General features: G+C 61.5%; 25 protein-coding genes and 2 pseudogenes. 21 read left to right on the forward strand and 6 right to left on the reverse strand.

Annotated elements, in window-relative coordinates:
- Positions 1 to 20 precede the first annotated feature (20 nt).
- The 3 genes from RSP45_RS01300 to RSP45_RS01310 all read left to right on the forward strand — a co-directional run bounded on the left by RSP45_RS01300 (position 21) and on the right by RSP45_RS01310 (position 4,862).
- Positions 21 to 587, forward strand: a complete 567-nt coding sequence (locus tag RSP45_RS01300) for a hypothetical protein (protein ID WP_415392944.1) — start codon at positions 21 to 23, stop codon at positions 585 to 587.
- A complete protein-coding gene (locus tag RSP45_RS01305) occupies positions 584 to 3,271 on the forward strand; it encodes a DNA primase family protein (protein WP_415392945.1) in 2,688 nt (895 codons plus the stop codon). The genes RSP45_RS01300 and RSP45_RS01305 overlap by 4 nt, the downstream gene beginning before the upstream one ends.
- Before the next feature lie 439 nt (positions 3,272 to 3,710).
- A complete protein-coding gene (locus tag RSP45_RS01310) occupies positions 3,711 to 4,862 on the forward strand; it encodes a hypothetical protein (RefSeq protein WP_415392946.1) in 1,152 nt (383 codons plus the stop codon).
- A gap of 133 nt (positions 4,863 to 4,995) precedes the next feature.
- On the opposite strand, the gene RSP45_RS01315 is transcribed toward RSP45_RS01310, so the two are convergent.
- Complete coding sequence (locus RSP45_RS01315) at positions 4,996 to 5,229, reverse strand: hypothetical protein (RefSeq protein WP_415392947.1); 234 nt, start codon at positions 5,227 to 5,229, stop codon at positions 4,996 to 4,998.
- Between the two features lie 329 nt (positions 5,230 to 5,558).
- Between RSP45_RS01315 and RSP45_RS01320 the strand changes: the two genes are divergently transcribed.
- The 3 genes from RSP45_RS01320 (at position 5,559) to RSP45_RS01330 (ending at position 9,705) form a co-directional block, all read left to right on the forward strand.
- A complete protein-coding gene (locus tag RSP45_RS01320) occupies positions 5,559 to 6,053 on the forward strand; it encodes a hypothetical protein (RefSeq protein WP_415392948.1) in 495 nt (164 codons plus the stop codon).
- A gap of 553 nt (positions 6,054 to 6,606) precedes the next feature.
- Positions 6,607 to 8,292 carry a PIN domain-containing protein gene (locus RSP45_RS01325; protein ID WP_253120570.1) on the forward strand — a complete coding sequence of 562 codons (1,686 nt, stop codon included), beginning with the start codon at positions 6,607 to 6,609 and terminating at the stop codon, positions 8,290 to 8,292.
- A 54-nt stretch (positions 8,293 to 8,346) separates the two neighbouring features.
- Positions 8,347 to 9,705 (forward strand): hypothetical protein, encoded by a 1,359-nt coding sequence (locus tag RSP45_RS01330; protein ID WP_415392949.1) that lies wholly within the window; start codon positions 8,347 to 8,349, stop codon positions 9,703 to 9,705.
- Between the two features lie 84 nt (positions 9,706 to 9,789).
- Here RSP45_RS01330 and RSP45_RS01335 read toward each other — a convergent pair whose 3' ends face one another.
- The 3 genes from RSP45_RS01335 to RSP45_RS01345 all read right to left on the reverse strand — a co-directional run bounded on the left by RSP45_RS01335 (position 9,790) and on the right by RSP45_RS01345 (position 12,071).
- A complete protein-coding gene (locus tag RSP45_RS01335) occupies positions 9,790 to 10,629 on the reverse strand; it encodes a hypothetical protein (RefSeq protein ID WP_253120565.1) in 840 nt (279 codons plus the stop codon).
- 67 nt (positions 10,630 to 10,696) lie between these two features.
- Positions 10,697 to 11,191, reverse strand: coding sequence for a TIR domain-containing protein (locus RSP45_RS01340; protein WP_075657195.1), 495 nt, complete (start codon positions 11,189 to 11,191; stop codon positions 10,697 to 10,699).
- A gap of 10 nt (positions 11,192 to 11,201) precedes the next feature.
- On the reverse strand, positions 11,202 to 12,071 hold the full coding sequence (locus tag RSP45_RS01345) for a DUF4231 domain-containing protein (protein WP_231771262.1): 870 nt from the start codon (positions 12,069 to 12,071) through the stop codon (positions 11,202 to 11,204).
- A gap of 420 nt (positions 12,072 to 12,491) precedes the next feature.
- On the opposite strand from RSP45_RS01345, the gene RSP45_RS01350 reads away from it, so the two are divergent.
- From RSP45_RS01350 to RSP45_RS01360, 3 genes are all read left to right on the forward strand, one after another.
- A complete protein-coding gene (locus tag RSP45_RS01350; RefSeq protein ID WP_258124068.1) occupies positions 12,492 to 13,019 on the forward strand; it encodes an antirestriction protein ArdA in 528 nt (175 codons plus the stop codon).
- A gap of 193 nt (positions 13,020 to 13,212) precedes the next feature.
- Positions 13,213 to 13,428, forward strand: a complete 216-nt coding sequence (locus tag RSP45_RS01355; RefSeq protein WP_231771260.1) for a transcriptional regulator domain-containing protein — start codon at positions 13,213 to 13,215, stop codon at positions 13,426 to 13,428.
- A gap of 46 nt (positions 13,429 to 13,474) precedes the next feature.
- On the forward strand, positions 13,475 to 13,996 hold the full coding sequence (locus tag RSP45_RS01360; RefSeq protein WP_253120562.1) for a DUF2285 domain-containing protein: 522 nt from the start codon (positions 13,475 to 13,477) through the stop codon (positions 13,994 to 13,996).
- A gap of 291 nt (positions 13,997 to 14,287) precedes the next feature.
- Here RSP45_RS01360 and RSP45_RS01365 read toward each other — a convergent pair whose 3' ends face one another.
- Positions 14,288 to 15,100: an APH(3')-I family aminoglycoside O-phosphotransferase gene (locus tag RSP45_RS01365; protein WP_258124095.1), complete on the reverse strand. Its 813-nt coding sequence runs from the start codon at positions 15,098 to 15,100 to the stop codon at positions 14,288 to 14,290.
- 105 nt (positions 15,101 to 15,205) lie between these two features.
- Complete coding sequence (locus tag RSP45_RS01370; RefSeq protein WP_253120560.1) at positions 15,206 to 15,493, reverse strand: DNA -binding domain-containing protein; 288 nt, start codon at positions 15,491 to 15,493, stop codon at positions 15,206 to 15,208.
- Positions 15,494 to 15,953: 460 nt separating this feature from the next.
- Here RSP45_RS01370 and RSP45_RS01375 point away from each other — a divergent pair, with 460 nt between their 5' ends.
- The 12 genes and pseudogenes from RSP45_RS01375 to floR all read left to right on the forward strand — a co-directional run bounded on the left by RSP45_RS01375 (position 15,954) and on the right by floR (position 26,432).
- Positions 15,954 to 16,223, forward strand: coding sequence for a helix-turn-helix transcriptional regulator (locus RSP45_RS01375; RefSeq protein ID WP_258124062.1), 270 nt, complete (start codon positions 15,954 to 15,956; stop codon positions 16,221 to 16,223).
- 117 nt (positions 16,224 to 16,340) lie between these two features.
- A pseudogene (locus tag RSP45_RS01380) lies at positions 16,341 to 17,299 on the forward strand (replication initiator protein A).
- A 58-nt stretch (positions 17,300 to 17,357) separates the two neighbouring features.
- Positions 17,358 to 17,876 carry a DUF2840 domain-containing protein gene (locus RSP45_RS01385; protein ID WP_278070707.1) on the forward strand — a complete coding sequence of 173 codons (519 nt, stop codon included), beginning with the start codon at positions 17,358 to 17,360 and terminating at the stop codon, positions 17,874 to 17,876.
- Positions 17,873 to 18,418 carry a S26 family signal peptidase gene (locus tag RSP45_RS01390; protein WP_278070708.1) on the forward strand — a complete coding sequence of 182 codons (546 nt, stop codon included), beginning with the start codon at positions 17,873 to 17,875 and terminating at the stop codon, positions 18,416 to 18,418. The genes RSP45_RS01385 and RSP45_RS01390 overlap by 4 nt, the downstream gene beginning before the upstream one ends.
- A gap of 35 nt (positions 18,419 to 18,453) precedes the next feature.
- On the forward strand, positions 18,454 to 18,789 hold the full coding sequence (locus tag RSP45_RS01395; RefSeq protein WP_262922472.1) for a DUF736 domain-containing protein: 336 nt from the start codon (positions 18,454 to 18,456) through the stop codon (positions 18,787 to 18,789).
- The gene (locus RSP45_RS01400) at positions 18,786 to 19,718 is read left to right on the forward strand and encodes a lytic transglycosylase domain-containing protein (protein WP_278070709.1); all 933 of its coding nucleotides are present in this window, start codon (positions 18,786 to 18,788) and stop codon (positions 19,716 to 19,718) included. Before RSP45_RS01395 ends, RSP45_RS01400 begins: the two co-directional genes overlap by 4 nt.
- A 460-nt stretch (positions 19,719 to 20,178) precedes the next feature.
- Positions 20,179 to 20,631, forward strand: a pseudogene (locus RSP45_RS01405) (hypothetical protein); the annotation flags it as partial.
- Between the two features lie 333 nt (positions 20,632 to 20,964).
- A complete protein-coding gene (locus tag RSP45_RS01410; RefSeq protein WP_230999696.1) occupies positions 20,965 to 22,086 on the forward strand; it encodes a DUF3363 domain-containing protein in 1,122 nt (373 codons plus the stop codon).
- Between the two features lie 53 nt (positions 22,087 to 22,139).
- Positions 22,140 to 22,562: a TetR/AcrR family transcriptional regulator gene (locus RSP45_RS01415; RefSeq protein ID WP_415392950.1), complete on the forward strand. Its 423-nt coding sequence runs from the start codon at positions 22,140 to 22,142 to the stop codon at positions 22,560 to 22,562.
- Positions 22,563 to 22,916: 354 nt separating this feature from the next.
- Entirely contained in the window at positions 22,917 to 23,927 is a 1,011-nt protein-coding gene (gene rlmN, locus RSP45_RS01420; RefSeq protein WP_232231057.1) for a 23S rRNA (adenine(2503)-C(2))-methyltransferase RlmN, read from the forward strand.
- 12 nt (positions 23,928 to 23,939) lie between these two features.
- Complete coding sequence (locus RSP45_RS01425) at positions 23,940 to 24,902, forward strand: LysR family transcriptional regulator (protein WP_029074207.1); 963 nt, start codon at positions 23,940 to 23,942, stop codon at positions 24,900 to 24,902.
- A gap of 315 nt (positions 24,903 to 25,217) precedes the next feature.
- Positions 25,218 to 26,432, forward strand: a complete 1,215-nt coding sequence (gene floR / locus RSP45_RS01430; protein ID WP_415392951.1) for a chloramphenicol/florfenicol efflux MFS transporter FloR — start codon at positions 25,218 to 25,220, stop codon at positions 26,430 to 26,432.
- Positions 26,433 to 26,450 lie beyond the last annotated feature (18 nt).

Here is a 26,450-nt window from a genome sequence, read left to right on the forward strand (position 1 = left end):
GGCAAAGAAGGATTGGCATCATGCCGACCGACTATGAACGACCGGGCAATGCGCCCACCACCGCAGCGCTGTGTTCTGCGTTAGCGACCATCCAGCAAGCGGTCCGCTCCGCCCGCCACGACCGCGGCTATCGCGAAGGGCTGGGTCGGGAGACTTGCAAACGTCTCCTGATTGACGTGCTCGACCTAAGCCTCGCGGCCGGCGACCGGGTGGCCCTTGCCGAGACCATACTAGGCCCGGCCATAACCGCCTGCATCGGACCATCTTACATGTCGGACTATCTGGCTTACGGTTCGCTCGGGTCTGAGGGCCGCGAGGTCGCGCGCGAATGGGCGGAAGGCCGGCCGCCGGCGGACGAATGCTTCCGCCGCTTGCTGCGAGCCAACGCGGCCGCCTTCCAGAGCCCGGGTAGTCGCCTGAAGAGGCAGATCGAAGCGGAGGCGGCAGACGTCCTGTGCTCGCGGGAAGAGCTTGAGGTGCGCAAGCGCGCCGATGCCGGACTACGCGCGGCGAAGTTGGAGGCCAGCCATCGCCGCCGCGGGCGTCGGGGTGGCCCACGGGCGGTGAACGGGGGGAGCGAGAAATGAATACGGCACCGCGTTCCGCTCAATTTGCCTCGAACTCCCCCGGTGGCGATCCCTTCGCCTACCCGATGGCGACGGGCCGCACCCTCAGGGGCGCGGCAATCGGTACGATCACCTATGCCGAACTGGCGGATTTGGCGTTCGACGATCCTCCCCGCTGCGTCCCGAAGGCGGACGCCGGGTGGTTCATCCCGAGCGCGCTGGGCGGCGCCGACGCGCGCATCCACGCGGCCCAGCGCGACAGGGGCGAGTTCGGCGCCCTCGTGCTCGACATTGACGAGGGCGGGCATTCGCTCGACCGCATCGGGAAGGCTCTGGGGGAGGCGTTGGGCGGGGATGCCACCGCGCTGATCTACTCGACCAAGAGCGCCACCGCTGCCGACCCACGGTGGCGGATCGTGGTGCCGTTGCAGGAGCCACTCGCGGGGGCCGATTACGCCGATACCACGGAGGCACTGTGCGAGAGGATTGCTGCGGTCTCCGGGGGCGCCGTCGCACCCGACAGGGCGGTATGCCGCCCCGGCCAGATCAGCTTTCTGCCGAACCTGCCCGACGCGCCAGAGGACGGCAGCGCGCCGTTCTACCAGCGGCGGGAGATCGGGCCGGAGGAGGTGAGGGCGCTGGTCCTCGATGGCGGTCACCCGATCATCCGCATCAGGGAGGAGCGCCGAGCCGTGGCTAAGGCCGCCAGCGACGGGGCGGCGGTCGAGCGGCAACGCCGCCGGCAGGAGAGAGAGGCCGATCCGCGCACATCGCTGATAGAGCGCTTCAACCGCGCCCATGTGTTGACGGACTTGTTGCAACGCTACGGCTACGTGAACAGGAACGACGGCGGCCAAGGATGGGGCGAGCTTTGGCGGTCGCCTCACCAGCAGTCTGGATCGTACGCTACGCGCGTCTTCGAGGATGAGAGCGACGGCAGCGAGTATTGGGTTTCGCTTTCTGACAGCGACAGGAGGGCTGGACTTGGCAGTGGTAGCGCTTCCGGCCGCTGGGGCGATGCCTTCGACCTGTTCGTGCATTACGCCCATGGCGGCGACGAGAACGTTGCCTTGGCGGCGTGGAGGGGTGAGTGCGACAACGCGCGCAATCGTGCGGCGGCAGAGGCGGTGCTGCGGAAACGGGGCGCCGCCGCCGGGGGTGAGGCTACGGACGATGCGGCAGAGGTCGAAAGGCTGGCGGCGCTGGGTGCGGTCGAGAGCGACGACGCATCGCTGGCCGCTGGCTGGTTGAAGGATGAGGGCGCGCGGCTGGTGCTGGCCGACGACGGCCGCTGGCGGCGCTTCGATGGCGGCCACTGGCACCGCCTCGACGACGACGGTGTTCGGGCGGCACTCTCTCGCTGGCTGTGCGCGGTGGCCGACGTGAAGACGGCTGCGGCAGAGGCGGCGCTGGAGGAGGGCGAGAGCGACCTCAAGGCGTTCGGCAAGGTGCGGTTGCTGCGGACCCGGCTGCGCTCCACTGCGCAACTGGAGGCCGTCTTCCGGCAGGCCCGCGCGGTGGCGGTGCGGGCTCCGGCTGACAGCTTCGACGCCGACCCGTACTTACTGGGCGTCACCGGCGGCATGGTGGTTGACCTGCGGACGGGCGAGGCGCGCGAGGGGCGGCCGGAGGACCGGGTGAGCCTCTCGACGGCGGTCGCCCCATCGCCGCCGGGGGTGGGGCCGGAGCGGTGGTTGCGCTTCATCGACCAGATCGCTGACGGGCGCGAGGACTGGGCGGTATTCCTGCAACGGCTGGCGGGCTATGCCCTGACCGGTTCGACAGACGCGCAGTCGATTTTCTTCCTGTACGGGCATGGCAGCAACGGCAAGTCGGTGCTGCGCGAGGTGCTGCGCGGGGTTGTCGGTGACGGCTACGGCCGGACGGCCTCCTCCGAGGTGTTCCTGCGCTCGGGCGGGACGCAGCACCCGACGGGGCTAGCCAACCTCGCCGGGGCAAGACTGGCGCTGGTCAGTGAACTGCCGCAGGGCCGGGTCTGGAACGACGAACTGCTCAAGGACATCACCGGCGGCGAGGCGATTTCGGCGCGGCGCATGTATGGCGATCCGTTCAGCTTCACCCCGCAGGCAACAGTGATCGTGACCGGTAACCATCGCCCATCCTTCACCAGCGCCGACGAGGCGATGGCAAGGCGCATGGTACTGGTCGAACTCCGGCGGAGGTTCGGGCCGCAGGAGATCGACCCCGGGCTGGCCGGCAAGCTGCTGGCGGAAGGGCCTGCGGTCCTGCGGTGGATGATCGAAGGAGCCGCGGCGTGGATCGCCGCCGGGGGTGGCCGGGAAGGGCTGGCTATTCCGCCCGACGTGCTGGCGGCGGGGCGGCAGTACGCGGAGGAGGAAGACATTCTCCGGCAGTTCCTGACCGACCGGCAACTGGCGAACCCGGGTAGCTGGGCCGCTGGCGGGTTCATCGCCTCCGACGCGCTTTATCGTGAGTTCCGGCGGTGGGCTGAGGATAACGGCCATCGGCAATGGACGAAGACGACCTTCGGCAAGCAACTGACAGCTGGCGCGGAGCGGTACGGCCTTGCCCCGAAGCGTACCCGTGCGCAGCGCGGATACGAGATCGAACGGCTGCTGATCGACGACGAGGAGCGCGCTTCAGCCCTTGACCGTATCGCCGGCGGGGTCGGTCGGCTCACTGTCGTCGGCGGGCGCGACGGTGGCCACGCTAGCCGAGAATGACCGCCGCCCTTCCGTCACAACCTTCTTGTATTCCGGTCACTGCCTCCGGTCGCAGCCCCGTACGTTCTCGTTCGGGGCTGCTGCGGTATTCCACAATACCGCCGCCGGGGTTTTTGGCTGCTGCGGGTGTCGCGAGTGTCGGGGTGGCGACGGATGAAAGCAGGTTCCCGGCACCTCTTTTTAAGATTATTTTACAGTTATTTGCTACGAATAATGACAGGAGTGACGGGATTTTCTTTAGAGTTTAATATGTAAAAATAAAAAGAACATAATAAGAACACATAGAGGGATAGAATAGATAGGTGCGTATATATAGGGAAGAAACTTTCGGTAATCTCCCGTCATCGCGTCATCCGTGTCATCGCGCCGCGCCAGCGGGCGCCACCCCGGCGGCGATCGCACTCGCGCCACTGCCGCTCGCGATCCACAGGAGATTGTAATGCCCGGCACCGTTGAAGCCATGCCCACCCCGGCCCACGCCACCACCACCACCCCAGACGGCGACCCTGCGCGCCGCGCCGACCGGCCGCACTACACCCCTCGCTGGCGATGGCCTGACCGGCCTGTCGCCGCCGCTTGGGACGGCCCGCTGCCGCTGGACATCCTCGGGGTATTCCCGCCGCGTACGACTATGGATGTCTACACGCAGGCAGGTCTGCCGCAGCCGCTCCGTCGGCAAACCCCGGCGGCGGTGCTCGCCACCCTCGCGGCGGTGGACGGCTTCCTGCCGCAGGGCTTGTGGGGCGCCTCTCCTGCGCCACCGCAGCCGTTCCGGGTCGCCCTGTTCGGGCCGGGGTCCGAGGCGGTTCTCGGCCTCGTCCAGCGCTTGTGCGGCCGTCTGCCTGACGACCGGCTTCTGCGCGCCTTCGCCATCCGGGGCCGCGCTGATGAAGGCGAGCAGGCGCTTCCGCCGGGCTGGTGGCCGGTATTGTGCGGGCCGCAGCCGCCACCACCCCCCGGTGGCGAGCCCACACCCCCCGCCGGCGCTCTGCGTGCGCGGCTGGAGGCATGGGGTGCCCTCCGAGACGGCCACCTGCCGGACGGCGCTCCTTCCACCCACGGGGCGCTGTTCGCCGCCGTGGGAGGGTCGCTGGCGCGCCTTGACGACCTGTTGCCCCCGCCCGCCTGGTCGGCCGCAAAAGTCCTGCCCTTCCTCTACCGCCGCCTGCGCGTCCTCACCGCAGCGCTGGCCGATGCTTGGGGAGGTACAGCACTGGAGCCTTGGGAGGCGACAGACGCCGCAGACGACCTGACACACGTCGCGTTCCGCGACTGCGTTGCCTTTCACGCGCGCGTCCGACCGCTGCCGTGGACGCCCGCGCTCCGGCTTGCGCGCGCGATCCTGCGCACCCGCCCACCCACGGTGGCGAGAACCACCTGTGGCGTCGCCGGCGTCACGCCGGACGACCTCTGCCGGCTCGCGGACATCGGCTGGCTGGAATGGCCGCCGGGGCATGGCCAGTGCGCATACGCGCCACCGTCCACCGGCCGCTGGCGCGTATCCGAGCCCCTGCGCTCGCTGCCGCCGCTCGACCTCGATGGTCTTGGGCGCTCACGGCGCACGGTGGCCATCTCGCGACGCGCGCTGTAACTTCCGGGTAGCAAGAGATGCCAAGATGTATGAAGAATTCATCTACAGTAGAATTGATCGGTCAACGCGCAGGAAACCGCATGACAATAGCCAAAAAACTCGTCCCCTCGTTGCTGACAAGTTTGTTGATAGGCTACATGTCCAGCACGGGGGCATCATCAGCCGAGTTCAGGGTAATTCCACCCAGCGTCGATTCAGCTAAGCGCAGCCTTGTCACTGTTGAAGGAATTATCGAGAGAGGAGATGCGGCCCGTTTCGATGGAGCGGTCCGCGCGGCAATCGTTTCGTCGCCATTTGAAAGGCTGGTAATCGCCTTGAATAGCCCCGGCGGAAATGTCGGTGAGGCGATGAAGATGGGCGAGACCATACGGGCTGTATTGGCAGAAACCACGACTTTCAGAGCAGATGTGATGCTTCCGGAGCATAGTTCGCGGGGGCCGATTTCGGGTGGTTTGGCCACATTTCTTTCCGAATATATTTATCTGGGAGAGCCGCTTCCTGAGCTTCCGAAATGTTGGAGCGCCCTGCACACTCCTTTTCGTCAGCGGAGTAGTGCACACGCCCACAGACAATGCCGACGCGCGATCCGAGGGGAACATTATCAGGATACCCACGATCGGTGTGCACCGGCCAGCGTTCGTGGGGGATATGTTTGGACGTCTTCCCCCCCGCGAGGCTCAGCACGCCTATACGCGCATGTTGGACGATATGGCGGAGTTTCTGTCGTCGATGGGTGCAACGGAAGAATTTGTCCGGCTGTCGATGTCCACCCCTGCTTCACAGATCGAGCTTATTCCTAGCGACAAAATGTCTGAGTTTGTCGCTGTGCCATTTTATGAAGAGTGGCTTTCTGCTCGTTGCCCCGTTGACTATTCGTCGTTCACGGAAGAGGAGTTGCGGGTTAGGGACAGGGTTTATGAAATAAATTATGAATACTATAACGAATTTCAGAGCTGGGATCACTACACTCCCGAACCCCGCAGTGTTGACGTCCGGTTAGTGGAGGAGTTCGGCCTTCAGGGTGCGATTGAGGCTGGCGCCATTAAGGCGCGGGCCGATAGTGCGTACCGCGCGACAGAATTTTGTAGGTTCGTAGCGGTTCATAAGACGCGCCAAGACTGGGCCGAGAGTAAATCAAGCGCCATCGCTCACCCGGACGAAACAGAACGCTCCCGGTCGGACGAGAAGTAAGCCCACGATGCGCATTGCGCCGCTATGCCGCTCATCAAAAGAAATTCTGATGCCGCCTCTACTATCGGAAGACAAGAAGCAGGCGGGCGGCGTCAACGACCAGCGGGCGCGCCTCGTAGCCATGGCTGATAGGGGGACGACAAGGGGGACGCATCCCGGCGTCTTGGTGTTCTTATATTAAGAATCAGAATGTTAATGGGAGTAAATGGCGGGCCGAAGCCGACGAAACGGAGAACTACACCTACGCTATAACCCTCTAAATAAGGCCCGAGCGAATGGCTCCGGTGGAGTGCGAAGCGGTCGGCAGGCTTCAGGCTGCTGCGTAGGGTCGGCAGCCCGTCATCTGGTTTACGGCCTCGTAGGCAACACAACGATATTTGCGACAGCGAGGCCAGCCGCTCAGCAGCCAAAGCTTGATTGTCGATGTTCCGCGCTACGAGTTCAGTAGGTAGTTTTGTTGCGGAAATGTTCTGACTTCTCTATACAGCGACAGAAACGGTGAACTCCGCACAGGCGATTGGTTCACCATCATTTCCGCGTGTGCGAGGGGCGAATGGAGCATGTGCTTGTAGCCGATACGAATCTCTTTTTCGAGTGCAAGCGCCTAGAAGAGCTTCCTTGGTCTGACCTCGCCGTAGATCCGGTTGTGATCGCACTGACCAAACCCGTTTTGGCGGAGATCGACAAGCACAAAAAGGGCGGCGGCAGAACACGCAAGCGGGCAATCGAGATTTCGGGGCGCATACGTGGAATGCTTGCGGCCCTTCCGCCGGAAGTCGTTATTCAGGAAGCCGGACCACGCGTCCTGCTCCGGCTGATGCCCATCATCCAGCCCGCCCCCGAACTCGCGAGCTCACTTGACTACGGCATCAACGACGACCGGATCGTCGGAACTGTCGCCACCCTTTCGAAGGACGAAACATTCGCCTCCGTCAAGATGCTCACAGATGACAGTGTTGCGGCGTCCACCGCGCAGGGACTTGGGGTTTCCTTCTTTCTGATCCCGGAGAGTTGGAAGCGACCGCCGGAACAGACGACCGAAGCAAAGCGGATCAAGGAACTCGAAAAAGATCTATCGATCTATAGATCGCAGGAGCCTGTCATTAGCATCGCGAACGTCTCAGGCGAGGCAACAGCGGCTAATGTGGTCCGCCGGATCGCATTGGCACTTGAGCCCTCCGAAATTGACCGACTGATCGACAAACTAAAAGCGCGTCACCCCCCAACGGAGGATTTCTCTGCTCCGGAAGCCGAGATTCAGGCCGATGGAACCGAAATTTCCTACGAAGCGCCGGATGCTGAAGCGATCAGGAAATACTCTTCCGCAGCCTACCCAAAATGGATCGACGCGTGCCGCTCAATCTTTGAATCGCTGCATAAGGGCCGCGTCGAACCTGAGGCCGAAGTGGCGCTAACATTTGGGGTCGCCAACGGTGGAACTCGACCGGCCTCGAAGATGCGCGTCTCGTTTGAGGCTGTCGGCAACATCGATTTGAGCCGTGACGCAGATGATCCAGACGATCATGAGGATGGGAATGATGACGATGGGCAACCCACACTTCCCCCCATTCCTAGGCTGCCCGCACCGCCTGTTCCGCCAGCGGTTCGACGCATCGTGAAGCGGCCGCCTTCTGCGACGAAAGGTGTTGATATCGCTACACTGAGAATGCCCGGCAGTGGTCTGAGGATTTCTGAGTTGGAGAAGGCTTCGCGCGGAGTGATGAGCGGTCTCGGTCCCCAACTGGCAGCGATACGTAGCGCGCAGTCGATGTTTGACAACCTTCACGGCACAGGAGCGCTCGCTGACCTAGCGCGTGGCATAGGGCCAATGTCGGACATCATGAGAATGGCAGAGGAGCATGACCGCCTGCGTAGATCGCTTATTCAACCCACCGGCATTGCTAGGTCAACATATATCGATGTCCCTGCTTTCCGTATGCCGTTGATGCCCGAGAAGCACGATCCGGAGGGATTTTACTACGACCGGTGGCCAAAAGGGAAGCCGACCAAGCGTGGCGCTCTGACTTGTGATCTGTTCCGCCATCAGCGCGGAGAGGAGTTTTTCGAGATCGACGTACTGTTTCCTGACGAAGGAGACGTCACTGGCGCAGTGCGGTGTACAGTCGAAGCCGAAAACCTCACTAAACCGGTGGAGCTTCTGATCCCTGTCAGCAGAAAGGTTGAAGCATACAATCTCATGGTGATTGCGGATGAGATCGTCGAGCACTGCGGCCGCTAGTTCGCTCCTTATCTTGCTCGCCCGCTACTGAAGTAACCGATTCTGGGGGAAGCGTTGGCAGGACTCAAAGATATCATCGGCAGCATAATCGCCGAATTGAAAGCGATACAGGTTGAGGACGAATTTCCCGGCCCAAATCACGGATTTCCCGGCCTGATTGACGGGGGCGACCGTGGCTCGCTGCTCGTGAACGAAAACATTGAGCGTTCAATCACCGAACTATCGAAGTTGCTTCTTGAGAACGATACCGCCGCAACGCGTCAATTTTCCAATGCCGAATGGCGAGCGCTGGTTCGGAAGTCGCTCGGGCCGCCTTTGGCGTCGATTGACCTGGACGATCCCCTTGCGGTTGACACCGTGAGGAAGGAGTTGCGTAAGGCACTGGACGAGGCAAGGTCGAAGAATGGGGATCGGGAATACGCGGTAGGCTGCACGCTGTTTGAAAGCAACGATGACATCGAGCCCATCCGCGTCGGCCCGGTTGTTATTGAGGCTCGCCACCAGTGGCTGGGCCGCATGGAGACCGAGCAGAAAATCGGCAAGGTTACGGCCAAAAGGATCAGGAGAAAGTGGGCGGGTGGCAAGCTCGCCAAGCGGAAGGATGTCGTTGACCAGATCAGGGAGAAGGACGTTCTAGCTGTCGTCGGTGCATGCCCATTCGTGTGTAGTGTAAAGACCAAGGGACTTCCGCCCGAATCCGGAAAGCAGAAGGCGATCACTGCGGCGCGAATGGCACTCGCCATTGTCGCCCTTGCTTGGGACAAACCCTCTTCGGCTCTTGACGGGTTCCGGCTCCTTATCGACCAGAATTTCCGGCAGGTTCGTGTCCTGACATTTGAACCGGGCAAGATCACGCTCGCTGGCTCAAAGCTCTCGCATCTACCTTCGGGGTACACTTTCAAGCCCGGTGAATGGCAAGTTCAGGCCAAGAGGCTGGCCCCGCTGTTTGGTGCTGCGGGCGAAGTGTTGGACTTCGTTACTCACGCGACAGGGCGGGTTTCTCGCCCCGCCCTGAACAATGTGCTCCTCATGCAGGCGGTACTCTGGTTTCACGAAGCATGCCGTGAAGCTGTCGATGCAATGGCAGTCGTCAAGTTTGTCGCGGTACTGGATGGGCTGGCCTGTGGCAACGGCGAGCCAGAGATTCGAGCACTGTTAACGGCACGAGTGGGATGGGACGATGACGACAACATCTACAGGAGCGGCGGACCCACATTGAAGCAAGCTGTCGCCCGGCTATATGGCGAAGGGCGCAGCCGAACTGTCCATGGAACCAGCGAACGGTTGGCGCAGGATTGGTCGGAAATGCGCGGGCTGGCAGAAACCCTTTCCCGGCTGGCGTTGCTAGGCTGCCTAAACTGGTTCGAAAAGAACGCGTCAGGTGATGATCCGGCGCAGTTGAGGGTACGTTAAAGTGATCGATATTGCGTGGTGTCTTGCTCGTCAGCCTTTAGGCGGCCGAATGCGTAATCCAACGTTCAACCAGCCCATTTTCGTCTAGTGCCCTAGGATGGTCTGCATCCTGCCTTGAAGCGTAGCAGTTAGAGCGCCGCGCCCTTCGACATTGTTAAGGTAACGGACATGGCGAAGGTGTCGTAGATCGAACGGAATATCGTGCTCGCTCTGCGTGATAAGAATCACCTCACGCCCAAGCGTGTGCGCAATGCCCGCCTCATAGAACACGTTTGGGTTTCTGCCGGTGCAGTCGCATACAACGACGCGCGAACGGTCGATGAGGGAAACCACGTCCTGAATGATTGCCGGGTTCTCCCAAATATCGTCCGCCCGCCTGCAACGAAGGCCAGCATTGCCAGCACCAAGTTGGATGGCAGCATAGACATCATTGAAGCCCGCATCGAACGGCATCATCACTGATGCTAAGGCAGGCTCGATGTTTTCATGTTCGGGGATTTGGAACACGGCCGGGCGCTGACGGCGGGGACGCACGTTGCGGAGCAAGAATCGGTAGAGGTCTACGTCCTTCACCGCCCAGTGATTCCGCGAAAACTCGAAGTCGTGAGGCATGTGCAACTCTGCCCGGTTCGCATGAATCATGCTGTTTTGTAGCGGTGGCACTTCCCCGTCGAAGCTGACTTCAAGAGACACATCCCTGCCGACGATGCGCGCGCGGTTGATCTGACCGACATAAGCGGCTTCATCCGTCGTGCCCTCTTCGCAGAACAAACACGGCAGAGCGGCGAGACGATCTAGAAGAGGGTTCCCGCCTTCACGGAACTGTTCGGTTATGTGGTCATCCGTGTATTCAAACATCCGCCCCACCGGAACGGTGACTCTGCCCGAGTGCCAATCGACGTTGAACATCAAGAGATTGAACATTGCTCCCCCAAGCAATTTGGAATGGGCTTAGCTTCAACGCTTCTTGTAGAGGCCTGCCCTGATCCAATCAGCTTGCATCGAACTGCGCATAGTGCCTAGCGCCACCGTTCCTATCAGCGTAGCTGAGCCGGCTAAACTCGCTCGGCCAGTTAGCCATCGCGTGCTTCAATGCAGAAAGCTTATATGGGATGTGAACGACACAGCCCTTGTCGCGAATGATTGCGGGACATCTGTTGCTATCTTGTCGATTGGTTTCATTCAAATTTGCCGCAATGATCGGCAGGCCAAGCTCAAGGGCAAGCTCCAATTCCCATCGCACATACTTGTATAGATTTTTTGTTTTTTCACCTATCAAGACAACAACAGCGGACGACTGCCTCATTCTCTCGCGCAGCTTCGACTTGACGTATTGCTCATCTTGGGCGCGACCCGTCATTGTATCCAGATCGTGCGCATTCTGATACGTGAAATCTATATTTCTGTTGGCCTTCCAGCCGTTCATATAGGCGTACGCCCATTTATCATTGTCGCCGTCAAATACGACATAAGCAGCGCCAGACATCTATTCCCCCTTAGTCCGATTGCCTTGCAAGCCACAAGGTATGTTCTCTTGAAAATGCTTTTTCCGCATCATTCACAAATTCTGAGAACTGGCCATCAGATTTCATGTCGTCTATTAGTGCTTTAATCAAGCCGATTTCATGTGCGGTTACTGTGTAAGCGGCAGATAACTCATTAAATTTTTTAATTTGCATCCACCCTACGATTGAAGCTGCGACGACAATGAGCGGCTCTATTGGCCAATACTGCCAACTTGGTAAAGCGATACGACTCAAGGCCATCGAACCCGCGATGACGTAACAGGCACCACTCACCCATACCCACATCCGGGAAGCATTGCGATTAGCCTTAGATTTTCGCCTATACCAACTCCGCTGATCCTCGACACGATGCTTTATATAATACGCCATTCTGTCTTCGCGAGTTTTAACTCGCACGGCGTCCATAGCCCGGGTGATTTGGTCATTTCCAGACCAATCGTCCGTGATGCGTTTCGCGGTTTCTATGTTTTCGCGAAAAATTGCATTCAACTGGTCTCGAAACTGCACCCTTGCTTGTGCATCTTCTCCCTCGAACGGCGCGGCGTGCATCATATACCGCCAAGTCAATGTTTTGACGCTTTCGGCTAATGCACGACACCTATACCACCACTGCTCCGGTTTACTTTGTGCGCGAGCTATGAGGATGACTAGTCCAACAACAAAAACTCCCGCGTAAAGCACGTAGTAGATGATATCATTCATGAAGCTCATAGAAAATATAGCTGCAAAAAACAACGCAACGTATTCGCCACGTATGAGCCGCAGAAACGTTCTTTGATACATATTGGAAGCGTTGTCTGCGTCTAGAAACAGCGCAGGGTAATCGTCGTGCTTCATCATGCCCCTCCCGTCACCGTCGCAAATATTATTGTTGCGTCCTGCGCGCAGAGGCAAGCGCCATCGCGACAGTCCCCTAGAAATGCCAGAAGATTCTGGCATGTCCATCCCCCGGCGCTCCGCGCCGCTGGCTGCCCTCCGGCTCTCTACGGCGCAATATGGAAGCGCGTTCGCCTCCGGGCAGGCGCGGCTATCGCCGCATGACCCTCAACAGGTTTGCTAAGGGCTTTGCCCTCGCGCCAGCAAGGTAAGTGGAACCGTCCGGGGCGGTATCCCCAGCCTTCCGCGCTTCCGCTTGTGCAGGCCGGGTGATCCCCCTCCGCCCCGACCGCCCTTGCTCGTTGCTACCCCAGTCTCGGCGACGGCCAGAAGGTCAGGCGCGGCGTTCCGCTTCGCTGACCTTCAGACCCGAGGATCAGAGACATGACCAAGGTATCCGACAGCAAACCCCGCATCTATGTTGCCTGCCTTGCCGCCTACAATAACGGCTATCTGCACGGGGCTTGGATCGACGCGGATCAGGCCGCCGACGAGATCAGGGACGGGATTGCCGCGATGCTTGCCCGTTCCCCCGTTGAGGATGCGGAGGAATACGCCATTCACGACTATGAGGGCTTCGAGGGCGTCGACATCTCGGAATATGCCGACATCGACAGGGTGGCGAGGATGGCCGCTTTCATCGCAGAACATGGCACACTCGGCGCCGGCCTGTTGGAGCAGTTCAGGGGCGACATAGACCAAGCCGAAACCGCTTTGCAGGACTGCTATCATGGTCAGTTCGCCAGCCTCGCCGACTACATGGAGGAATTGACCACCGAGAGCGTCACGATCCCCGAGGCACTACGCTACTATGTCGATTGGCAGGCGATGGCGCGCGACGCTGAGATGGCCGGCGACCTGTTCACCGTCGAAACTGCGCACGGTGAGGTGCATGTGTTTTCCAACAGGTGAAAACATGACTGCGTGTTCGTGCTCATACGGGCACGCGTCGCGGAATCACCGGCTGTCGCCAAGCCAAAAATACCAAAAATGATCGGGTTAGCCGCTTAAGGTATCTGCTTTGAGCGGCTTCTATATTTCCAGTGATGATTGAACCTCTTCTTGCCGGGCGCTGCCCAGCATCCCGGCTCGGGGAGGTGACGCCATGCTCAACATCGATTGGCGATCACCGGCGGCATACGGGCACACAAAGCACATCCCTGCCGCTGGGTTCGCTTGGGAATACCTGCGCCGCAACGACGAATATCGCCGGGACTGCCAGACCATCGCATTGACCGGAGGGGCGGCTGCCCGCGACCTCGAAGAGTTCGCGCATCGCTGGGGTTTGCGATTTCCCGTGCGATCCCGACGCGCCGCATGATCGGCAATCGCCGATCTGGAGTCCGCGCCTTCAACCGCAAGCCGTGATGTTGTCGCCAGTCAATCACAAGGACGACGACACCGAACCGGTACTGACGTTGGCGCATCTCGACGGCCTCGATATGCGCCGCGCTGCCGATGGCTGGCACGGCATCTGGCAGGCGGACGGCGTTGCGCATCAATTCTGGCTACCCGTGGCCGTGCCGGACACCGCCGCGTTTTACGCCGTCACGCTACCGATGGACGCCTTTCTGGAGCTGCGCGCTCACGCTGTCCGTCGATTCTGGCGGTCCCTCAATGGCCGCGCGCCCGGTCCCGACTTCCGGGCGATCCCCGCCCAGCTTCGGCTATGGCACATCCTGTCCCTGCGTGCGCTCGACGCACGGTTGCGCGGCGAAAGCTACCGCACCATCGCCAAAGTCCTGCTCGGCTTTCGCGGCAGGAAGGAGGATTTTGAGAACGACCCGCGCAAGAACAAGGCCCGCCGCCTAGTTGCGCATGGCATCAAGATGATGCGCGGCGGCTATCGCCTGTTACTTCATTACCCGATCAAACCCTGCAAGCGTTAATCGTTTGCGAGCGCTATCTGTCGAAAATCATGTCGCAAATTTGTGCCGCTTACGACAAAGACATGCAGCACGGAAACCCTGCTTCTCCGAGACCGGCCGATCTGTTGGAGAATTTTAGAAATTGCGTGACGGTGATGGTATTTGCCGGTCAGATCAATAGGGGCCGTTAAAATAGCACTTACGCTTCTCGCCCCCTATCTCGCAAGGGATGCAATTTCGAGAATGACGGAGTTTGGTGGTTCTGCCACTGCCAGCCTGTGTTTCATTTGCCGTGGTAGCTGTCGTCTAATATCAAAAAAGCTCGTCCAACATCAGGTGGAATAGCAGCTTGCTTGGATCTGGCTTAGGAACGCCGTACCGGGCGAGAAACCTGTCCTGTAACGCCTCATCGAACTCTCCGAGACAGTTCCAGAGTATCGCCAAATCTTGGTAGCGGTCGGCAATACCGACACGGCCTGCGTCGATACAGCCGATTACCACACCATCCACCATAAGAAGGTTGTCGAGCGAGAAGTCCCCATGTGTGACAACCTGATCGGCCATGAAAGGCAGGTGCCGATGCATTTCCTGCCAAACCTGTTCTGCTGTCCAGCCTTCGCGTTCCTCATCGAAATCGTCTTCTTCGACCAAGCCGGCGTCGATCCGTTTGCGCGCCAGTCCGAGTCGATAGCTATGATCGCTGGTAAATGGACATTCGCTGATCGGAATTGCATGTAGCGTCCGAAGGAAGTCCGCCAGCGCATCAATAATGGTCGTTCTCTCCTCTGGACGCGCTTCCAGAGCCTGATATGCGGTTTCACCTGCCAAGGCCGTCATAAGGAGCCAGGCTTCGTCGGTAGTGCTGACGAAATGCGTGACGGTGGGAACCGCTATGTGGTTGGCCATCCAACGCAGTCTAACCATCTCATCCACGAGATCATTGGCAACGGTATCGCGACCATGCTTCAGGAAGAGATCGGGTGCACCTGCCTTGCCGTAGAGCCGATATACCACTCCCCCGGACTCACCGACATTATTCCGCGCCCACGAATATCCCTTCACCTCTTCCGATAAACCCGCCGGCACTGGCATCTCCGCGCAGTTTACTTCCCTATATTCATCCATAGCTTGCCTATATTCATCCATAGCTTGCGTGAACCTACTTGCGGGTAGTTGTCGCAACAATCCCGAAATCTGCGACAAGAAACAAGCTGAAATTATCTCCGATCTTCATACCTTGTTGGCTACCGCCTGCTCCAGAATCTTCCGATAGCCTTCACGCGACAGCCATTGCGCGCGTTCGAGATGGCTTTGCCAACAACGATAGGTCCGAAGTTCCTCGGCGACCGGATCGCGGTGCAGCACGATCCGCGCGACCTCCTTCCAGTCCGCATCTTCGGCCTTCGCATCGAGAAGGCGCAGATACGTCACGAAATGCCGTTCGTCATAGACGGTTATGTTGTCGCCTGTCGGCGCGATGTCGTCCACATCGGGATCGAGTTCGACCGGAACCCGCATAGTCATTCCCCGTATCCGAGAGAGCTTGTCTGCGGTGCGCCCCCGCAAACGATTCTCTCTGACTCTTGGTGATCGGGGAGTTCGAAACCGTCACGAAACGGCCCCATGGCCTTTAGCTCGGAAAGCCTGTTGTATACGCCACAGGCTCCCCGACCATAGGTCAAGGAGTTGGTGCCGTTCTGGCCAGCACCAGCCATTCGTGAGGGGTTTCGACGCCCCGGAGCAGCGCGTCTGCTCCACCGACATTCTTAGCCGAACCGCGTGCGAATGTCTTCGCCTATTCGGCCCGGCAGGCGATGAGCCGCTGAAATCCTTCCGTTATTAGCCCGAAACACGCCCGCAGGGGGTGCCGTCAGCGCATAGGCGCAAATGCGGCACGCTACGCGCCGCCGATGCCTCGCCATGGTTCGCCACAGTCCGCTGCCGCCCCCGGCAGCCCAATTCCGACTGGAGGTGATCCATGCCCAACCCGCTTGCGGGCCTGCCGCCGCGCCTGTTGCGCACCAAGGAAGCCGCGCGCTTCCTCGGCATATCCGTCCGCACCCTTGAGAAGCATCGCACCTATGGCACCGGCCCGACCTATCGCAAGGTCGGCGGCCGCGTCCTCTACACCGTCCGCGATCTGGAAGACTGGAGCGCGGTCGGTGAGCGTAAGTCCACCCGCGACAAGACCGCCGGCATCGTGTTTCCCGCGCGTCCGCTCACCCCCGAAGAACGGGGCGACTGCTAGATGCTGCGCGAGGACGGGCACGACCCCGCGCAGCCGACCGAGGACAGCGAGCGCAGCCGCCTAGACCCATTCGTGGTGGCGACCGGCGACGCGCCGTCGCGCGACCAGCGCGATTTGATGGAACGGCCGTTCTTCTCGCTGGCGAAGACCCCACGCACCAAGCCGATTCTCTACAAGGCCGCTGACATAGAAGTGCAGGTGTTCGGGATGCCCGAGCACGGCATGGCGACCATATGGGACGCCGATGTGCTGATATGGGCGGCCTCGCAGATTGTCGCGGCCGAGAACACCGGCCTCGCCACTTCGCGCTTTATCCGCTTCACGCCCTACCATCTGTTGCGCGCCATCGGCCGCCCGACCGGCAATCACCAATACCGGCTTTGAAAGCCGCGCTGGCGCGGCTGCAATCGACCGTCATCGCCACCACGATCCGCAACGGCCCGCATTGGCGTCGCCGGCAGTTCTCTTGGATCAACGAGTGGGAGGAAATGACGACGCGCGCCGGCCGCGTCGAGGGCATGGAGTTCGTCCTGCCCGAATGGTTCTACAACAGCGTCATCGACCGTTCGCTGGTCCTGACCATCGACCCGGCCTATTTCCGGCTGACTGGCGGCATTGAGCGATGGCTTTATCGCGTCGCCCGAAAGCACGCCGGGCACCAGCGCCACGGCTGGATTTTCGAGATTGCGCATCTTCACCAGAAATCCGGCAGCCTCGCGCGGCCGTCCGACTTTGCGCTCGACCTGCGCCGGATCGCGGCCCGCCAGCAGCTCCCCGGCTACCTGCTCCAGATCGAGCGGGAAGACGGCCGTGAGTTGCTGCGCATCCGCCCCGGAAACTTATCAACAGGCACTGTTGATAACCCTGTTAATGCCATCGGCACATCCGGCGCACGGGGTATCGGCACATCAGGCGCATCACTATCGGCACATCAGGCGCACGAACCGCAGCTAACGCTTTGGCCTGAAACGCGGAATCCGACTGCTAACTTATCTAACAGAGAATCTAACTCTTATTCTTTGACGCGCGCGCAGGCGAAGCGTGGTGCCGGTTCTGCCCGAAGGGGCGAACCATGACGGCCGCGCCCGACGCACTGCGCCCGCGCAGCCCCCAGCACATCACCGGAGACGAACAATGACTCGTCGCGCCCGCCGCAGCGCGCACGGCCGTCCGCTGCCGGACGGGCCGGCGCCCTTCACCACATTGGTCGAGCTGACCTTCGAGAAACGCAAGGTTGAGCACTGGATACGGTTCGGCCACAAGAGCTACGAACAGATCATCGACCGCCGCCGCAGTGTCGTCGGCTTCGCACCGAGCAGCGTTTTCGCCTTTGTGCGATGGGCGAGCGGCGAGCATGGCACGGTCGTTTCGCGCATCGACATTGTGCGCGCCATCGGCCGGGGCGAACCGTTCCAGACATTGCCCTTCGTCCGACCCGGCGGCGAAATCCTGTTGCGCCTCGATAGCTGGCCCAAGGTGCAGCGCGCGCTTGCAGCCATCGACGCCGTGGATGCGCTCGGCCTCGATCCGGCCGATGCCTCGCCGGATCACTGGCGGCACGTCCACAACCGTCTGACCGCCAATCTGGAGCCGCACGCCTACACCCCCGAGCGCCACGCCGCTTGGCTTCATCGCCGAAGGATCGGCCCATGACGCGCCGCCGCACCCTCACGGTGACGGTGCTCGCCGTCATCGGCATCGCCGCCGCAAGCGCCGTCGATTGGCCTTTGAGGCTCATCTGGAACGCCACGGCCAGCGCGCCAGTCGGGTTCTACACCGTTGAGCGGGCCGACCGGATCGACGTGCCCGAGCTAGTCGCCATCATGCCGCCCGAACCGCTCGCCGCCTTCATGGTCGAGCGCGGCTATATCGCGCGAGGCGTCCCGCTCTTGAAGCGCGTTTTGGGCCTGCCCGGACAGCGGGTTTGCCGCGCCGGCCGCACGATCACGGTTGATGAGATCGAGATGGGCGAGGCGCTGGAGCGCGACAGCCTCGGCCGCGATCTGCCCGTCTGGCAGGGGTGCCGCGTCATCGGCGACGACCAGCTTTTCCTCATGAATTGGGAAGTCCGCGACAGCCTCGACGGCCGCTATTTCGGACCCATCCCCGCAGCTTCCGTCATCGGTCGAGCGGTCCCGCTCTGGACCGATGAGGAAGGCGTCGGCCGGTACGAGTGGCGCGCGCCGACGCACTGAAACCATCCCCCGAAAGCCAATCACAGGAGATTTCAATGGCAGAAATAGGCACCTTCACCCGCACCGAAACCGGCTATGCCGGAGAGCTTCATTCGTTCGGCCTCCACGAAAAGCTCTTCATCGTCCCGGCCAAGCCGAGCGACGTGAAAAACGCGCCCGACTATCGCCTGCACCTCGATAGCGAGGACGGCCCGGACGCCGGCGCGGCATGGAAGGACGCCAGCGAAAATGCCGGCGACTTCGTGTCGATGAGGCTGGAGGGACCGATCTTCCCGTTCCCGATCCGCGCCAAGCTGTTCCAGTCCAATGACGACCCTTCTGTCTGGACCCTGCGTTGGAAGCACCCCCGGAAAGTCGAGGACGAGGAGTGACGGCCGCGCGCGTCCGGCCAGCCATCCGATCAAAGATCGGCATCCCTTTGTTCGCGGGAAAGCCGTCTCATCCCTTCGTCCCGCTCGGCGACCAGACGGCCGGCGCGCGCAGCGAAGGTCAAGGGCGGCCATCGGCCGGCGCTTGCGCCTTGCCCTTGAGCGCAGCGAGCACGCTGGCAGGCTGGTGGCGAAGCGGAGAAAGGCAGGCATGGCGTTGTGCAATCCTGTTGCTGGCCGGCGCACTTTCCGCCTGCATCGGATCGGGCGTCGCTGTCGCGCAATCCGCGCCCGTCGAGCGGCCGGCCGCAGCCCATCCCTATGCGGCCAACATCGCCGAGGCGTCGCAGCGTTTCGGCATCCCCGAGCACTGGATTCGCGCCGTGCTGCGCGCCGAAAGCGCGGGCGACGTGCGCGCGGTTTCGGCGGCCGGGGCGATGGGATTGATGCAGGTGATGCCCGACACATGGGCGGGCCTGCGCGTCCGCCATGGCCTCGGCCGTGATCCCTATGACCCGCGCGACAACATCCTCGCCGGCACCGCCTATCTGCGCGAAATGTTCGACCGCTACGGCAATGTCGCGGCGATGCTGGCGGCCTACAATGCCGGTCCCGGCCGCTACAACGAGCACAGCGCGACAGGCCGACCGCTTCCCGCCGAGACGCGCGCCTATGTCGCCGCGCTCGCCCCGATCCTTGGCGGCGCGGCTCCATCGGATACGCTATCCCCACAGCCGGCACCGCCGCCCGATTGGCGCGAGGCACCGCTATTCGTCATGCGCCCCGACGACACGCGAGCTGCCGCCGCACCGCCGTCCGAGGCGCAATCAGGCGACGGCCACGCTGCCATTCCGGCGCGCGACCCCGCCCGTGCGGAGCCGCAGGACGGTAGCATTTTCGTGGCGAGCGCCAGCGACGGGGAAACGCCATGAGCGCGGCGTTCCCGCGTTCGGCCGCTTTGGTTTTGGCATCCGGTCGGTCAGGTTTACGCCCGGCAGGTTTACCGGCAGGAGGGGCAGAAAAGGCAGAAAGGGCGGAGGGCAAGATTAAAGAAGACGGCACCATATCGGGCCGCTTCTGGAAATTGTTGTTGTCTGCACACTGGTTAGGTGGCCGGTTCCGGCACCATGGTTTTGAGGGGCCGCGTGCCGCGATTTCGCGCAAAGCCTTGGCTTTGCAGGGTTTCGAGCGGCACCATAGGCCCATATCGGCCTGTTGTCGGCGGTTTTGGCTGGAGTCGCGCCCTTGAGCGCCGACGACGAAAACCGCTTCCGTCCGAAGCCGGGCCGTATCCGATCCGACACACCGAAGGCCGGCAAGACCAAGAGCTTTTTCACGCAGGTCAAGAAGATCACCCGGCAGCATCAGGCAGCAGCCTCCCGCGATCCTTCCATGCCGTCATCCGCTCGCCCGTCATCGCCGGGGCGGTCCCGTGCCGTGGTCGCCAGCGGCAAGGGCGTGAAGCGCGGCCGGGGCGCGAGCTTCGTGCGCGCTCGGAACATCTCCGGCCAATGGCATCATCGCCAGCCCGGCAGCCGCCGCGTGATCGTCAAGCAGCGCAGCGTTCGGGCCGCGTGGAAGGGCGCACGCGCCCGCGCGCATCTGCGCTATGTCCAGCGCGACGGCACGTCACGCGACGGCGAGCGGGGCCGGCTCTATTCGGCGACCGAGGACCGCGCCGATGGCGACGCCTTCCTTGATCGCGGCAAGGACGACCGCCACCAGTTCAGATTCATCGTCTCGCCCGAGGATGGCGCGGAGCTATCGGACCTCACGGCCTACACCCGCGATTTCATGAAGCAGGTGGAAGCCGACCTCGGCACGAAACTCGATTGGGTCGCCGTCAACCACTACAACACCGGCCATCCCCATGTGCATGTCATCGTCAACGGCCGCGACGAGATGGGCGAGGATCTAATCATCAATGGCGACTACCTCGCCAACGGCCTACGGGAGCGCGCCAGCGAGCTTGCCAGTCTGGAACTCGGCCCCGTCACCGAAATCGAGCAGACCCGCAAGCTGTCGGCCGAGATAGACCAGGACCGTTTCACCCAGATTGACCGCGCCATGGCCGAGGAAGCCGATGCCCGGTTCCTCGACCTGCGCCATGAACCGGCCGCACCGCGCCGCCAGTTCGAGCGCACCTTACGCCTGCGCCGTCTCGCCAAGCTGGAGAAGATGGGACTGGCGACCGAGCACGCGCCCGGCGTTTGGGAGTTGAGCAAGGACATGGAGCCGGCCCTGCGCGAGTTGGGCGAGCGCGGCGACATTATCCGCACCATGCAGAAGGCGCTCGGCCCGCAGGGAGGCGAACGCGATCCCATGAGCTTTCAAATCCATGACGGAGCGCCAGAGACACCCATCGTCGGCCGCGTCGTGGACAAGCACCTGTCGGACGAGCTGGGCGAGAACCTGACCATTGTGGTGGACGGGATCGACGGCAGGACGCACCACATCGCAGGCATCGCGCCCGAGCGGCTGGAGGACGCCCGCGTTTGCAGCGTCGTCCAGATCGGCCCGGCCGAGGCGACCGCCCGACCGTCCGAACGCGCCATTGCCGCCATCACCGAGGACGGCATCTATCGTCCGAGCCGCCATCTGGAGCAGGCGAAGTTCGAGGGCCGCGTTCCGGGCGGCGATTATGAGGGCTATGTCGATGCCCATGTCCGGCGACTGGAGGCATTGCGCCGCGCCGGGATCGTCGAGAGGATCGACGCCGACCAATGGCGCATCCCCGATGATCTGGTCAGCCGCGCCGCCGCCTATGACGCCGGCCGTGACCGGCAGGCCAGCGTTCGCATCCTTTCCCCGGTCGATCTAGGCAAGCAGATCGGATCGGACGGCACGACATGGCTGGACCGGCGATTGGTCCATGGCGAAACGGCCGACCTTGCGCCGGCCGGCTTCGGCCAGCAGGTGCGTGAGGCGATGGACCAGCGGCGCGAGCATCACATCGAACAGGGCGATGCCACCCGAGCACGGAACGGCCGCATCTTCTACCGGCGCAGCCTTCTCGCCACCTTGCGCGAGCGGGAGGTTGCCCGCATTGGCGCGGAGATGGCCGAGGGCAAGGGGTTGCCGTTCCGTGCCGCCACGGACGGCGAGAACGTCAGCGGCAAGTTCACCGGGACCGTTCAGCTATCGAGCGGCAAGTTCGCCGTGGTGGAAAAGAGCCATGAGTTCACGCTTGTCCCGTGGCGGCCGGTGATCGACCGCCAGCTCGGCCGCGAGATCACTGGCGTCGTGCAGGGCGGATCGGTGTCGTGGCAGTTGGGGCGAAGGCATGACCTTGGCCTTTAGCACATACGCGTGTTTCATCCGGTATCTATCATGCCCCGTGTATCTCACGCTGGATGCCGGCTATTGTAGGGGCCATCATTCAAGCGAGCAGTAGAAAAGAAGATATGCCGAGACCGAAACTTCATAGCGATGAGTTCATTCTAGATACCGCGCTAGGCATCCTTCTTCAGAAAGGTCCATCGGCCTTCACCCTCTCCGATGTTGCGGAAGCGGTCGGCATCTCGCGGGCTGCACTGATCCAGCGGTTCAAAGACAAGGCGACGCTGCATCTAAAGGTCATGGAGCGCAACACGCAGGAGGTGCGCGACTATTTCGCGGGTGCGAGTCCCGAAAAGGGCCTCGATCCGCTGTGGGCGATGCTCAAGGACCTCATCGCCGGTATGGGTGACGGTGCCGGAACGGAAGGCTACCTTCTTCTATTGTGGGGAGACGTTCAGGAGCCGTCGCTTCGCGCCCTTGCGGCGGAGCGGAACTGACTGGTCCTGAAAGCTATCGAGGCACGACTGCCCGCCGGGCCGCGCCCACCCGAGCATACCGCCGGCTTGATTCAGACGGTCATTCAGGGGTCTTGCATGCAATGGCTCGTTGAGCCGGAAGGCGAGCTAGCGGCTTTCATGACCAAGCGCACCCACATGCTTCTGTCCGTCCTCTATCCCGACCATGTGTTCGGGTAACACCATCTGGAGGGTTGTTTATAACAGTCGTGTCGGTTATTTATAAGGCGTGCGCCACGGTATCGCCGGGCACGGAAACCCGGAACGACTATCATGCCTATACAAGAACCCAGCCCGTTGGGGGGCGAACGACAAAAAGCACTGCCTGCGCCAACCTTGGCGCTGAACCTCATGGCCGACGAGTTCGATGCGTTGAACGCGAGCAGCGGGCCGCAAATCGCTTATCGCGACCTGTTCTGCCCACACATGGACCTGCCGCGCGCCTTGCGGAACTGGTCAGAGGCTCGGGGCGTCCAGTTGCGGAGCCTTCGCAAAATCACGCATGAGCGCGGCGGTCGGTCGCAGAAGGTGCTTTTCGGCCTTCATGACGGTTATGCCGTTGAAAGCGTTCTGATCCGTCGTCACGACGGACACACCGCCTGTATTTCGTCACAGGTTGGATGTGCCTTCGCCTGCCAGTTCTGCGCTTCCGGCCAAGCCGGCCTCAAGCGCAACCTTTCGGCGGGCGAGATTGTCGAACAGGTCGTTCAACTCGGGCCGAAGGTCAACCGGATCGTGTTCATGGGCATCGGCGAGCCTTTGAACAACTACGAGCAGGTGATGAAGGCGATTCGTATCCTGCGCGACCGGCGAGGGATGAATTTTCCCACCACGGGAATCACGCTTTCGACCATCGGCATACCGAAGGCTCTAGCGCAATTGCGAGAAGAGCATCTGGCGATCAATCTGACTATATCGCTGCATGCGACGACGCAGGAAGTTCGCGACCGTCTCATCCCCGGATCGCGTAAGCACGACATCAAGGAAGTCATCGCGCGCGCTTCGTCATGGGCGGAACGGCACAACCGGATCGTCACCTTTGTCTATCTGGTCCTCCCCGGCATCAACGACACGCTTGCTGATGCGAAACGGCTTGCCGGTCTCATGAACAAGCGAAGGGCGCGTGTGAACCTTATGCGCTGGAATCCTGTCGATGGCATCGCGCTTGATCGAACCGGCGACCGCAGCCTCGGACTTTTCCGTGAAGTGCTGGATCGCGCCGGTGTGCCGGTCGTGGTGCGGGATACACAGGGGCGGGATATTTCGGCGGCATGCGGTCAGCTCTGGTTGCGCGATCTGCGCGGAATCCCGGTCGAAAAACGCGGAGCCACAAAAAAGGCCGCCTAGCGGGAGCTTAGGATGCGGCGTTCGAAAAGACATGCGAACGATGCCTTCCGATCAAGTGAAACGCTGCTCGGGTCGCGCATACCTCTCTTGTCGCTGATCCAGACGCTTGCGGTCGCTGAATATCTCAACTTCCGCCACGCAGCGAACGCACTCGGGGTTGCACAATCCAGCGTCAGCGCCCGCGTGAAGGCGCTGGAAGAAGACCTTGGCATCCTCCTGTTCGAGCGTCGTGCGCGTGGCGTTCGGTTGACCGAAGCCGGACGCCACTTCGTCGAGCGGATCGCAGCCGGCGTCGATCAACTCGACCATGCGGTGAAGACCGCAGGCATGGCGGCGACGGGGGAATGGGGCCGCCTGCGCATCGGCGTCCATGCCTTGATTCCGCGCAGCTTCCTCGCCGATCTGATCGGGCAGTATCGGGAAAACCATCCCGGCATCGAGGTCGAAATCACCGAAGGCACGGCCCGCGATGCGGTCATGCAGCTTCGTGCCGACCGGCTGGACGTGGCGTTCGTCGCTGGCACACCAGAGCTGCCCGACTGCCATACACGGCCGGTCTGGACTGAATCGCTGGTAGCGGTGCTACCGGATAGGCATCGTCTTGCCGGGCAGCCGGCAATCACTTGGGCCGATCTGGTCGGCGAAACCTTCCTTGTCCGCTATGGTGGCACTGGCCCGCAGGTTCATGACCATATCGTGCTGCGCCTTGCCGGGCGCTGGCCCGCGCCTTCGATACTGCGCTTCGACGTAGGACGTGGCACGCTACTATCCATGGTCGGACAGGGATTCGGCATTACCATCGTCGGGGCAGCGACGGCACTGCTGCCGACTGCCGGCATCACCTTCCTGCCTTTCGCCGATGAGCCAGAGCCGGTTGCCTTTACCGCCGTCTGGTCGCCGTTCAATCGAAGCGCCGCGCTCCGTGATCTGCTCTCTCTCGCAAAAGAAATGGGTCGGCTGATCCGCGTCGACTGAACCTCTGCCCGTTCCAGCCAACCGCCAAAGCAAGGCATAGGGGTTTCATACGGCCAAGAATGACGGGAACGTCAACAGCGGGGGATTGGGTGGCTACGAGCCAGCGATACGGCATTGCGAGGCAACAGCTGATCGTATAAGTGATAGCTAGTCAAATTTGTGATCGTGGAGTGGTCAGCATGGGAAATCCAAAGTCAGCAGACAAGTAAGCCGCAACAGCAAAATTGTTGTTGCGGCGCTCTGTGAGACCAATCCCATGTGATTGCTGATGTGCAGACGCCGCCCGAGATTTCTTAATCGAGCGGTTGACTTATCATGACCATCACACGCCCTGCATGGGCCTATACGCTGCCGGCAGCCCTACTGCTGATGGCTCCCTTCGACATCCTCGCTTCACTGGCGATGGATATTTATCTCCCTGTCGTTCCAGCGATGCCCGGCATCCTGAACACGACGCCCGCTATGATCCAACTCACGTTGAGCCTCTATATGGTGATGCTCGGCGTGGGCCAGGTGATTTTTGGTCCGCTCTCAGACAGAATCGGGCGACGGCCAATTCTACTTGCGGGCGCAACGGCTTTCGTCATTGCGTCTCTGGGAGCAGCTTGGTCTTCAACTGCACCGGCCTTTGTCGCTTTCCGTCTACTTCAAGCAGTGGGCGCGTCGGCCATGCTGGTGGCGACGTTCGCGACGGTTCGCGACGTTTATGCCAACCGTCCTGAGGGTGTCGTCATCTACGGCCTTTTCAGTTCGATGCTGGCGTTCGTGCCTGCGCTCGGCCCTATCGCCGGAGTATTGATCGGCGAGTTCTTGGGATGGCAGGCGATATTCATTACTTTGGCTATACTGGCGATGCTCGCACTCCTAAATGCGGGTTTCAGGTGGCACGAAACCCGCCCTCTGGATCAAGTCAAGACGCGCCGATCTGTCTTGCCGATCTTCGCGAGTCCGGCTTTTTGGGTTTACACTGTCGGCTTTAGCGCCGGTATGGGCACCTACTTCGTCTTCTTCTCGACGGCTCCCCGTGTGCTCATAGGCCAAGCGGAATATTCCGAGATCGGATTCAGCTTTGCCTTCGCCACTGTCGCGCTTGTAATGATCGTGACAACCCGTTTCGCGAAGTCCTTTGTCGCCAGATGGGGCATCGCAGGATGCGTGGCGCGTGGGATGGCGTTGCTTGTTTGCGGAGCGGTCCTGTTGGGGATCGGCGAACTTTACGGCTCGCCGTCATTCCTCACCTTCATCCTACCGATGTGGGTTGTCGCGGTCGGTATTGTCTTCACGGTGTCCGTTACCGCGAACGGCGCTTTGGCAGAGTTCGACGACATCGCGGGATCAGCGGTCGCGTTCTACTTCTGCGTTCAAAGCCTGATAGTCAGCATTGTCGGGACATTGGCGGTGGCACTTTTAAACGGTGACACAGCGTGGCCGGTGATCTGTTACGCCACGGCGATGGCAGTGCTGGTGTCGTTGGGGCTGGCGCTCCTTCGGCTCCGTGGGACTGCCACCGAGAAGTCGCCAGTCGTCTAACCGACGACTGGTGGCAGG

The organism is Paracoccus sp. SJTW-4, assembly GCF_047716885.1.
GTDB lineage: Bacteria > Pseudomonadota > Alphaproteobacteria > Rhodobacterales > Rhodobacteraceae > Paracoccus > Paracoccus solventivorans.